The following is a 12,013-nucleotide window of genomic DNA, read 5'->3' as shown; positions in this document are numbered from 1 at the left end:
CTGTAACCTTCTCTTTCGTATATTCCACCTACTGTTGGATTACTTGGAACAGAAGCAAATAAAATATTAGATTCGGGGCTGGTACTATTAACTGTAATACCCAGCACGTCATTTTGAAGTATGGTGGGCTCTCCGGCATCTAAAACCTGTGAACTACTTTCGCTGGCTCCTTTAAGATCACTGAAATAAACTAAATTTCTTTGTCTGGAACAGCTACTTAATATAATTAACATTAAGTAACAGAAGAGGTGTTTTAGATTCATAAAATATAATTTAAATTAAACACAATAAATGTTTGATTAAATACTATGATATGAATTTACACACTTATTATAATCCGTGAACCATACTTTAACTAGTTGTAAACCATTTTGTAAAAAGTTCACAGTTTATTGCACATACCTGTGAAATATCTTTCACAATAAGTAGTTATAAGTTTCTCACAACCTGTGTGATTACTCAGTCCTGCTTTTTAGAAAAGTAAAACATTCTGCTCACTATAATTGTTATCAAGAGGCGAATAGGGAGCAAATCCATGAAAACGATCATCATTGCCACTGATTTCTCTGCATCTGCATTAAATGCAGCACGGTATGCAGCATCGTTAAGTAAACAGCTTCATGCTAAACAAATCTTGTTATATCACTCCTATGAATTACCTGTTGCTACCGAGATTCCATTTCCTGAGAATAGAGATGCACACATTTTACATGAGAAAAGCATCACATCTCTTAATAATGTAAAAACGGCAATTTCGGATCTGTGTGCAGAAGATACCGCTATCGAAATCTTTACCGACGACAGTCCCATAATAATGGGCCTAGAACAGCTTTCAAAGCAATACCCCGATCCTTTTGTAGTTATCGGCATTACAGGGAAAAGCAGAGGACTTACCGCCTTAATAGGTAGTAACACAATAAGCATTGTTAAAAGCGTATCAATGCCCATTCTTGTTATTCCTAATGAGTCGAGTTACACAACTATAAAAAACATGGTGTTAAGTTGTGATTTGAAAGAAGTAAACGAAACCAGCCCGGTAAATACCATAAAGTCATTTATGCATGCTTTAAACACCAGGCTTCTCCTGCTAAACGTTGATCATAATGAATCAGCTCATTTTAATCCTGATCGCATTATAGAACAATATAACCTTCACAAGTTATGGGATAATGAAACTCCGGAATACCACTATACAGATAATCCGGACGTTGCATTAGGAATCATGGAGTTTGCAAAACAGTACGCCTCAGGTATAGTCATAATAGTTGCAAAAACGTATGGCTTCTTTGAGGGGCTATTTCATAAAAGCATGACAAGAAAACTTGCTTTGAATACGCAATTACCCTTATTAATATTAAAGGAAGTCCACCAAAAAGTCCATCAATAATCTACATGATAATCTTTTTGAAAAGACTTACCGCTCCAGGCGCTCTTTGCAGTCCAGTCTGCAGGTGCTTGTGTCCAGAACAAATTAGTTTCAGGTAAGCCCAATGGCAAAAATGAAAGCGTAGCCATATAAAGGCTACCTGTGGATGTATAGTAATCTGCAATATCTGGTTGATGTCCACAAAAACCCAGAGTTAGCCAGTTATTCTTATCAAAAGTTCCTGGTATACTATACATATTCTGTTTAACTTTTGTTAATGCACACCGAACTTGTGCTGGCAAAATAGATTCAGGAAGCTTTTCCATTAGGGCAATCTGACTTAAGGCCTGAAAAGCACCTGTCCTATAAGTAATGGAACGGCCAATTGGAGGGTAAGTACCTTCCGGAGAAATCATTCTTTCCTGGCCTACTGCATAACGTTGCATTCTGATTAATGCAAGCTCATAGCTTTTCTCTTCTGCTAGCTTATGATCAACTAAAATCCGAAGCGTATCAACCATCATTGGATGTATTACAAAGGAATTGTAATAATCAAATGCCAGATTAGGTCCATCGCCATACCATCCATCGCCTTTGTACCAGTCATTCAGGCTATCAACTCCATTTGTTATCCGGACATGGTCATATTCCTCTCCAATAGAAAGCAAAAATGCTTCCGTAATAGCGCCAAACAATAACCAGTTACTGTTAAATGGCTTTCTGTTCCTCAGTGATTTAAATGAGGATACGATCCGTTGCTTAGTTAATGAATCAAGAGGCTCCCATAAAGCCTTTGGTGCCCTTAAAAATGCCTGCGCCAGGTAAGCAGAATCCACAATAGGCTGATAGTCCTTTGAGAAATTTAAAAGATCGGGGCTTGATGGATCAAAGCATTTGTTTAAACCAGTAATAGCGTCTGCTCTCAGTTTTTTTCTCAATACAGCTTCCCTGGTATTGTCATCTGGCAGCGCAATCCACGGGGCAATCCCCGCATAAGTGCGACCTACCGCTTCAAGGTAGGTAACACTTAACGATCTGGAATCAAAAGTTGGCGACTTCTCAAGCGGCATATTTTTCTTCAATGTTCCGCTGGCCAGATTGGAAACCACCGGGCTGGCAATTTTATATAAAAGCTCGCACCAGTATTCCCGGTCATTCCTATATGGGCCTAAGCGATTAGCTTTGTATTCAGCAGCCAAAAGTTGTGTTGAACTCACTACGCCGGCTGCCGTTGCAAATGACATCGCTTCTATAAATTTTCTTCTTCTCATATTTTGGCTTTATCATAATTATTTTCACCACTGCGCTCCTTTTTCTTTGTTTCCAAAACAATCACAAAGGGTTTACTCTGGCTAGCGGGGTTGGCATAAACAAAGTATTCATTGGTGTGCACTTCTTCTACTTTTAAAACCTGGTTCTGGTCGGCAAGCAGATAAGATTTGGCAATCGCAGTTTTAGCAGGTAATTTAACACGATAAGCGCCTGATACCGGAATGTTAAAGACCACCATATATATCTTATCAATACGTGTTTTTTTTGTTGAATAGCCCCAGTCTTGCTTCTCTAAACCACTATATCCACAATTATATATTGCCTCATTGTTAACTTTCATCCAGTCGCCTATCTCCAAAGCAAGCCTTTTCTCCTGGTCACGGATAGAACCGTCTCCTTTGGGGCCAAAATTCAGCACAAAATTCCCACCCAATGAAACAGCTTTTGCTGTCATCTCTATTAACTCAGTTGAAGTTTTAATATGTCCCTTCCATGCTTTATTGTACCCCCATTGATTTTCTGGAATCGTCATTACGCAATCCCAGTCGTTTCCATGTACATCAGCAATCGTATTTGGTAGTTTACGCTCCCATCCTTGTTCATAATCTCCCATAAGTACGTTGTTCGAATCAAAATGGCGTTTTCCATATTCATCCGCTCTAAAACGACTGCCAATAATCAAACCAGGGCGAAGTTTTCGCATTTCGGCTTCCAGTTCATCAGCAAACTTCGCCTGCTTTATCCATGATTTATCCCAGGTGCCATCAAACCATAGTCCTTTAGCTTTTGGATACATAGTCAATAATTCTATTAGCTGATTACGTGTAAATTTTTTGAATCCCTCAAAGGCGATACTATCCGCCCTGGTTTTGATATCATACCGCCATCCCGGATGATTCCAGTCCATAATAGAGAAATATAAGATCACATCTATCCCTGCCTTATCATAAGCATCAACCAATGGTTTCATGATGTCTTTTTTCCATGGAGAATTGGCTACTGTATACGATGTGTATTTACTAGGCCATAAACAGAAACCATCATGGTGTTTGGTGGTAATGGTTACATATCTGGCTCCCATATCCTTTGCAATCGCAGCCCACTGATCAGCATTGAAATTAACGGGATTAAACTTATAAATTAGCGAATCATATGCCGGTTTGGGCATTTCATTCCAGGACCGGATCCACTCTGCGGCACCATTATATTGTTTACCATTCCATTCTCCACCCGGAATAGCATACAAACCCCAGTGAATAAACTGCCCAAGTCCATTACCTCTCCATTTTTGCATGATGGCATCGGTACGTTTACCCTCACGGTGTGAGCCATGTTTTAGTTTTATCTTTTCAGCATTCTGAGCGTAAACAGTGCCAGTAGTGCCTGCTATTAAAAGGAATAATAAATGTAGAATGATGAAGCTTTTAATTGGTTTTCTAACCATGATTCAGGGAATAATAGGTGTCTTTTCTTTTAATTAAATGGGTTAGTTTTATTTCCAGTTAGGATTCTGTACCAGATTTTTATTAAGGATCAGATCCTCGGTAGGAATTGGAAACAAATAGCCTTTCGTTTCGTCAAATTTGCGACCGGCCGGAATTGTTTTAAAATAAGGCAATATATATCCCTCGGCGCTTAAATAAATGTCCTTGTTAACCACTACTGTAGGGAACTGCGACTGAACAAATTTAATGCCCTCAACAGGAACATTTATCAATTTACCTGCCTTCCATCTCATCAGATCGTCCCAACGGGTATTTTCAAAAGCCATCTCTACACGTCTTTCTCTACGAATTTCTCTTAATAAAGGAGGAATTGAAGCGCCAACATAAGTTTGATAGATCCCATCCAAACGTGAATCTGCAGGCTCATTGCCTATTGTTAAATGCGGCATTCCTACACGGTCCCGCAATTTGTTAATTGTCTGATCAATAACAAGCTGATTCACTTCACCTAATTCATACTTTGCTTCAGCATAGTTTAACAATACTTCTGCAAAGCGAAATACGGGGGCAGCCTGCTGTCCATTGGTAACTCTTTCCCAATCCACAGGATTATTATAGAACCATTTGGCCAAACGATAACCAGTTGGACATTTATTGCCATTCATTCCCGGCAAGTTTGGCAATGGTGCATTATTCGCACCCTGTATGGTGGTATTAGCCAGATTGTAAGTTCCAAAATTGGCAATAGTTTGGGTTAAGCGCGGATCACGGTTTTCCATTTCAGTTTGGATCGATCCCTTTCCTTTGAACAACGGACTTGTCGAAATGGTTAAACCGTCAGCGCATAAATACTCGTCTACCAGGCTACGGGTAGCTCCAAACTGATGCCTTAAATTTTGTGCAAAATAACGGCTAAATGCGGCGCCGTAAGTCACTGCTGCAGAATACTCCCTCCACATAATCACCTCAGGATTGGATTTGTAAGATTCCGTAGCAAACAAGCTATTGTATACGGTATTGTAATCTCCCTGTACTAAACTGTATTTGTTAAGCAAGGCTTCAGAAGCTTCAGCAGAATATCTCAGAAACGTATTCGCATCCAAGCCCAGCTCTGTATGGTACTTTCTGTAGGTACCTTCAAATAATCCAATTCTGGATTTTAAGAACAGTGCCATATCCTTATTTAAACGATTTGTTTCTTCAGTACCTTTGGCCGGCAGGTAGTCTATGGCCCTGTTAAGCATAACCATTACAGAATCCATTACCTCAGCCCTTGGGGTTCTTGCGCCAAACAGCTCCGGTGAATTTATATTTAACGAATGTTGTATCCACGAAACATCACCGAATAGCTTCACCTTATTGAAATAGTCCCATGCTTTAAAAAAATAGATCTCTCCTAAATATTTGTTTGCTATATTATCCGGAAGACTGGCACGCTTATAATTATCTATAAAGAAGTTCAGCTGTCTCACACCTTCAAAATTCCATCCACCGGAACCGCTTCCACCAGAAAGATAGGCAATGTATTCATCGGTACCTACTTTAGAATAGGTAAGCGGTGCGGCATTATCCGTAATTACATCCCCATAAACCAAGGTATTCACATTTACACCATATGGCTGAACCGTACCATCGGCAAAATCGGTTCCAAATCCTACAATGTATTTTGGGTAAAGGCTGTTTGCATACAGCTTTAAGTCGTTCTCGGTTTTCCAGTAATTTTCATCAGTGATCTGATCCAAAGGATAGCGGTCTAACAGATTCTTTTTGCATCCAAAGAGCAGCAAGCAGGCTATTACACCCAGTGTATATATTTTGATATTGTTTTTCATGTTTGTTTAATTTGAGTACTAATTATTTAACCTAAAATGTTGCCTGTAAGCCAAATGCATATGATCTGATAATTGGATAGTTCATCCCAACCAATTCAGGATCAAAAGTTTTCGGAACACTCTTAAATTCAAATAAATTATAGGCAGAAGCAGAAAGTCTTACCCTTTGCAATTTAATTTTATTGGTAAAGCCCTTAGGAAGTGTATACCCTAATGCTAAATTTTTCATGCGCAGGTAAGCACCATTTTCGAGATACCTTGTTTGTACCTGTCTGTTCCTGCTCGCATTTTTATAGGCAGGGTAAAATGCGTCTGTACGCTCCGGAGTCCAGGAGTTATTGTAAGTTTCCCATGTACCTGTTGTACCAGCTCCCCAGTAAAGATTGTTTCCAATCCACAGGTCTCTCTTTCCTACACCCTGTACAAATATATCCAGGTCTACATTCCTGTAGCTAAAATTGGAGTTAAAGCCAAACTGATATCTTGGGGTACTATTCCCTATGATCTTCCTGTCTCCGGAATTCCCAACAGTATTATTTCCAAAATTAATCTCGTTATTACCATCAATATCTTTATATCTCACATCACCTGGAAACCAAAGGCCGGATGAAATTAGCTTTTGAGTGGGCGAATTCGCAATTTCTTCTTTAGTCTGAAAAATCCCGTAGGTTTCATAACCCCAAATCTCACCCATTTTCTGGCCTTCATATAAATACTGATCGCTTAACAGCTTGTTCGGATTATTATCAAACTTTACTACTTCCGACTGGCTATCTCCAAGCGTAAGGGCCAAATCATAATTTAATCCAAAACCTGTTGAATTTCTGTATTTCATTGTTAACTCCCAGCCTTTTGTGTCAATGGTTGCCGAATTTCTGGTTGGCGATGAAGCACCCAGAACAGAAGGATATTTTAAGCCATCAATTAAAATGTCAGAAGTCCTTCTTCTGTACCAATCAAAATTGACTTCAAAGTTTTTAAATGCTGTCAAATCAAATCCAAAATCAATTGTAGTTGCTGTTTCCCAGGTTAAATCCGGATCAACCAGGCCCGGAGGTGTAACCCCCACAGGTCTTACACCATTTAATAGGTATTGAAGCTGACTATTCGTTCCATAGTTTAAGATGTATATGTAATTGGCTACGTTCTGATTACCCAAACTACCATATGAAGCTCTTAACTTAAAATCATTGATATATGGTTTTATGCCTTTCGCAAAAGATTCCTCGCTTACGCGCCATCCCGCAGAAAATGAAGGAAAAAACTTATAACGTATGTCAGAAGGGAACTTAGAAGTACCATCATAGCGACCATTTGATTCAAATAAATATTTGCCATCATAGTTATATGTAAAACGATAAAACAGACCACGAACTGCCCATTCCTGTTCACTATCGCCTACTGTTCTTTCTCCTTGTGCCTGCCCAAGAACCGGAACATTTGAATTGATCATGTTTCTTTGGGCCGATACGCTTTGGTCGGTATACCATTCCTGGTTAAAACCCACTGTTCCATGAAAATTATGCTTATCCGCTATTGTCTTGGCATAATCGGTAAAGATATTTATGGTGTACTTATTAGAATTTAAATTATACCGGTAAACATAATCAGGATCAGTATGAACTGCAGTAAATGAACCTACTGTACTTTCCAGGCGCTCTAAACGTGGCAAAATTGTTTTTTGAATGTTGCTATTGCTTAGATAAGAAAAGTCTCCTTTTAAAGACCATTCCTTTGTAAGTGTAAAAGTTGGTGCAGCTGCTAATAAAATATTCGATTTAGTTTCCTTGTCAGACGAACCATACTCCATAAAAGACAATATATTATCTGTATATTTTTGTGGCAGATTTAAAGATGAGGGAACATGTATCGGCATATTCACATTTCGGTTAGGCTCCTGCGACATTGCTGTCCACCAGCCCCCTTTGCCCGATGGGCTAACCGGTTCTATATAAGTTGAACTGTTATAGGCTGTTCTGAAATCCATTTTAAACCACTGGTTTACTTTTGAACTTACATTTAACAAGGCGTTATAACGTTTAAAATTATCTGTATTAATCTTGTATAATCCGTCCTGGTCCTGATAACCAATAGAGCCATAAAATGATGTTCTATCGTTTCCACCCGACAATGACAAGTTATGCTTTTGCATAGGCGAAGACTTTAACAAGGCTTCCTTGTATGGATTTACATTGCCTCTCCATAGAATATTGGTTTTATTTACGTCGGCATCTGCAAAATAATAAGGTTCATTATTTATAGGGTCATCCATATACTCCTTAATCTTCTGCAGTTTCAATATTTCATTTGAACCGGCCGAAATACCTTCCAGCTCCGAAGCTTTAATACTTGCCTCCTGAATGGTATAGGCATCCAATATGTCCGGAACAGCTGTAGGTGAGCTCCATTGAAAGGAATTAGAATAATTCACTTTTGTTTGTCCGCTTTTGCCAGATTTGGTCTTTATCAAAAGTACACCAAATGCTCCTCTGGCTCCATAAATAGCGGCAGAGGCTGCATCCTTTAACAAGGTAACAGACTCTATATCTTCCGGATTTAATTGGTTAGGATCCATCTCAATCCCATCCACCAGTGTAAAAGGCTGCCCAGATGAAAACTTAATCTTATTACCATCATTCTTATCCTTATAAAAGGAAGTAGCTCCCCTGATATTGTAAGATGCAGAAGTATTAGGACTGCCATTAGAAATACTAACATTAAAATTAGGCATCACTCCTTGCAGCGCCTGACCAAGGTTCGCCGTTGGCCTGTTTTCAAGCATCTTTGAATCGATCTGACTAACTGCACCTGTTAAATTTGCCTTCTTCTGTACGCCATATCCCACTACCACTACTTCATTAAGTTTATTGTTCTCCTCCTGCAGGGCAACTTTTAAACTTGTATGCTCATTTTCAATAACAATACGTTTAGTGGTAAAACCAATGGCAGTAAATACCAATACGTCATTAACATTAGCTGTAATCTGGAAATTCCCGTTTACATCACTTGCGGTGGTGGTATTAGATTTTTCTACCTTAATGTTCACACCTGGTACCGGAAGGTTACTGGCGTCAACAACCTGGCCTTTTATTAAAGCTTTCTGCTGGCTCTTTTTAAAAGGAATTGTCTTTGGTAATGACAATTTAAGCGGGTCAGTCTTTCTTTCCGCGTGTGCGTCTAAAACTATGCTATTACTGAAAGTCAGCCAACAGATAAGTCCAGTCGCATAGAAGCGTAGATTTTTTGATTTCATGAATTCATTGTTTAGGTTTAAAGATTAGTTTGATGTTTTGGTTATAGTGGTTCATTCTGCAAACGTTTTCATATCACCTCCCTCAGTTGATAATGTTTGCATTTAATGGAATCAAAACTGGCTGTTAATTCTTTCAAAAAAGATGAAAATTCTAAATCATATGGTAGAAAATTCAAAACTAAAGGAGTATTTTCACACCTTTAATTGATTATGAAGGCATTTTGTCTCTTCTTCCTTCTACTTTTACCATTTCATAACTATGCCCAAAAGGGAGCTGCCTTCAGCAATCTTAGCATGGAAAATGGTCTGTCTCAAAGTTCCGTTATAAGTATCGCTCAGGACCAAAAACATTTTCTATGGTTTGGTACCAGACGAGGGTTGAACAGATACGACGGTTTTCAGTTTAGGATTTATACCAACAATCCAAAAGACAGTAAAAGCATACCTCATAATGTAATCGATTGCCTGTTGGCCGACTCCTTTGGTCAGTTGTGGATCGGTACAATTAATGGGCTAAGCCGATACGATAATAAGAACGACAACTTTATCAAAGTCAAAATTCTAAACGACACCATAAATTGCATCTATGAGGATCCTCAGAAAAATCTGTGGGTAGGTACTTACAACGGGCTTGGTTTACTAGACAGGAAAAGCGGCAAATTCAAAATATTCCGTTTTAATAAACTTGATAAAAACCAACGGATAAATAACATATATAGTCTGTTTAAAGATCATGAGCAGAACCTGTGGGTTGGAACAGGCTATGGATTAATACGAATGACCATAAATAACGGCCAGTCCAGGGCAGTCCTCTTCAAAAATTCAGCTCACTCCTCTACCAGCATCAGTGCTAACTATATCACCAGTATCACCAGCGATAAAGCCAACAACATCTGGATTGGTACCGACAAGGGTTTAAACTTATACCAAACAAGGGGTACATTCGCGCACTACACCCATAACTCAAACAACATCCACACCCTTGTTCATAACGACATACGCGACATCATCTGCAATAAGGACGGAACACTATGGATAGGAACACAAGAAGGCTTAAGCATATTAAACCCCAAAACAAAAATATTCACCAATTACAAACACAATCCTGATCAGAATGGAGGTCTTACCCAGAATTCACTACACAGCATTTTTCAGGATGTTAGTAACACCGTCTGGATTGGAAGCTTTTACGGTGGGGTCGATGCCCTTTTCCCCTATTCTACTGGTTTTAAAACTTATAGAGCAAGTGGACTGATTTCCAGCCTGAGCAGCAACATCGTCAGCACAATTGTTGAAGATGACCGCCACAATCTCTGGATCGGAACAGAAGGCGGTGGGCTCAACCATTTTAATCGTAGCAATAATACCTACACTCATTATAAATCCATTCCCGGTAACAACAATACATTACCCTCTAATCTGGTTAAAACGGTCCTGCGGCAAAAGAACGGCAACCTGATTATTGGCATGCACGAAGGTCTCATTAGCATTTTTAATCCGGCAACTAAGGCCTTTACCCGGCAAATAACCAATGTAAAAGACACCAGTAACAATCGGGGCAGTGCAGATATTATGACCATACTTGAAGATAGTAATGGTATGATCTGGGTCGGCTCCAGAGACGGGCTCAATAATATAAGTAGCTCTAGTGATCACACATTAAAAAGCCCCATTGAGAAAAAACTACTTTCCAGATATGTCCAAACACTCTTTGAAGACGCCGACAAAAACATTTGGATAGGCACAACCAAAGGGTTGCATCTTTACTATCCAAAAACGGGAAAGCTAGCGTATTTCACAAAAAAAGAAGGAAATGCCGATAGTTTGCAGTCAGATTACATCAACTGTATCATACAAACCTCAAATGGAAAATTTTGTCTTGGAACCTATTTTGGCGGGGTTTCCTTATTTGATTCCCGAACAGGGAAATTTAAAACCTATACACAAAAAGATGGTTTGTGCAACAACAATGTACTTGGCATTATTGAAGATAAAGAGGGTAATTTATGGATCAGCACGGATAATGGACTGTCAATACTCAATCCGATAACCGGAAAATTCAAAAATTACACTAAAAGCGATGGCCTTGCAGGAAACGACTTTAATATGAGGTCCTTTTTTAAGGACCATAACAATGAATTCTTTTTTGGAGGTTATAATGGTCTTACTTCGTTCTTTCCCAACCAGATAGAGATCAATACTCATATCGATCCTATTGTATTTACAGAGTTAAAGCTTTTCAACCAACCTGTCGCTGTAAATGGCCCGGATCAATTGCTAAAAGAAAATATTAATACTACCAAAAACCTTAGGTTCAAACATAATCACAATAATTTTAGTCTGGGTTTTGCCCTGCTAAATTACATCAGACCAGACAAAAATAAATATACTTATAAGTTAGCAGGGTACGACAAAGACTGGATCAATTCAGACATTCCAAACGCCAGCTATGCTAATCTTCCATCCGGAGAATATACATTTGTAGTTAAAGGAGTTAACAACGACGGCACACCAGGCCAGGCATCAGCAAGCATTAATATCACCATATTACCTCCTCTATGGGCTACCTGGTGGGCATATTTATGCTACCTGCTCCTATTTTCAGTCATACTCTTCCTTACCGTGAGGTATCTTTTTATACGTGCATTATTAAAACGATCAGAAGATGTGCAAAAGATGAAGTTAAACTTCTTCACCTATATCGCCCATGAGATTCGAACTCCGTTAACATTAATTCTTGCACCATTAGAAAACCTTGCTAAAACATCACAGGATAATCTGGAAATTCATCAACAGGTTATTCCAATAAAAAACAATGCCGACAGGCTAATGAGGCTTATAACGG

The 12,013-nt window shown here is 39.0% G+C and carries 6 protein-coding genes and 1 pseudogene; 2 read left to right on the top strand and 5 right to left on the bottom strand.

Features of this window, described 5'->3' with window-relative positions; all coding sequences use genetic code 11:
* Positions 1-263, bottom strand: a pseudogene (locus AC1DDX_RS13455) (polysaccharide biosynthesis/export family protein); the annotation flags it as partial.
* Positions 264-535: 272 nt separating this feature from the next.
* On the opposite strand from AC1DDX_RS13455, the gene AC1DDX_RS13450 reads away from it, so the two are divergent.
* On the top strand, positions 536-1,387 hold the full coding sequence (locus AC1DDX_RS13450; RefSeq protein ID WP_337715967.1) for a universal stress protein: 852 nt from the start codon (positions 536-538) through the stop codon (positions 1,385-1,387).
* On the opposite strand, the gene AC1DDX_RS13445 is transcribed toward AC1DDX_RS13450, so the two are convergent.
* Genes AC1DDX_RS13445 through AC1DDX_RS13430 form a run of 4 tightly spaced genes read right to left on the bottom strand, consistent with a single transcriptional unit; the run spans position 1,381 to position 9,168 of the window.
* Entirely contained in the window at positions 1,381-2,637 is a 1,257-nt protein-coding gene (locus tag AC1DDX_RS13445; protein ID WP_337715965.1) for a DUF2264 domain-containing protein, read from the bottom strand. The two genes, AC1DDX_RS13450 and AC1DDX_RS13445, sit on opposite strands and share 7 nt — an antisense overlap.
* Positions 2,634-4,082: an alpha-L-fucosidase gene (locus AC1DDX_RS13440; RefSeq protein ID WP_337715963.1), complete on the bottom strand. Its 1,449-nt coding sequence runs from the start codon at positions 4,080-4,082 to the stop codon at positions 2,634-2,636. The genes AC1DDX_RS13445 and AC1DDX_RS13440 overlap by 4 nt, the downstream gene beginning before the upstream one ends.
* A gap of 48 nt (positions 4,083-4,130) precedes the next feature.
* Positions 4,131-5,915 carry a RagB/SusD family nutrient uptake outer membrane protein gene (locus AC1DDX_RS13435; RefSeq protein ID WP_337715961.1) on the bottom strand — a complete coding sequence of 595 codons (1,785 nt, stop codon included), beginning with the start codon at positions 5,913-5,915 and terminating at the stop codon, positions 4,131-4,133.
* Positions 5,916-5,946: 31 nt separating this feature from the next.
* Positions 5,947-9,168 carry a SusC/RagA family TonB-linked outer membrane protein gene (locus AC1DDX_RS13430; RefSeq protein WP_337715959.1) on the bottom strand — a complete coding sequence of 1,074 codons (3,222 nt, stop codon included), beginning with the start codon at positions 9,166-9,168 and terminating at the stop codon, positions 5,947-5,949.
* A gap of 210 nt (positions 9,169-9,378) precedes the next feature.
* Here AC1DDX_RS13430 and AC1DDX_RS13425 point away from each other — a divergent pair.
* On the top strand, positions 9,379-12,013 hold a 2,635-nt coding region (locus AC1DDX_RS13425), incomplete at its 3' end, for a ligand-binding sensor domain-containing protein (RefSeq protein WP_477622144.1).

Source organism: Pedobacter sp. 10L46_2 (assembly GCF_056395165.1).
Note: the sequence above shows the minus strand (reverse complement) of the source record. Positions and strands in the feature narration are given on the sequence as shown.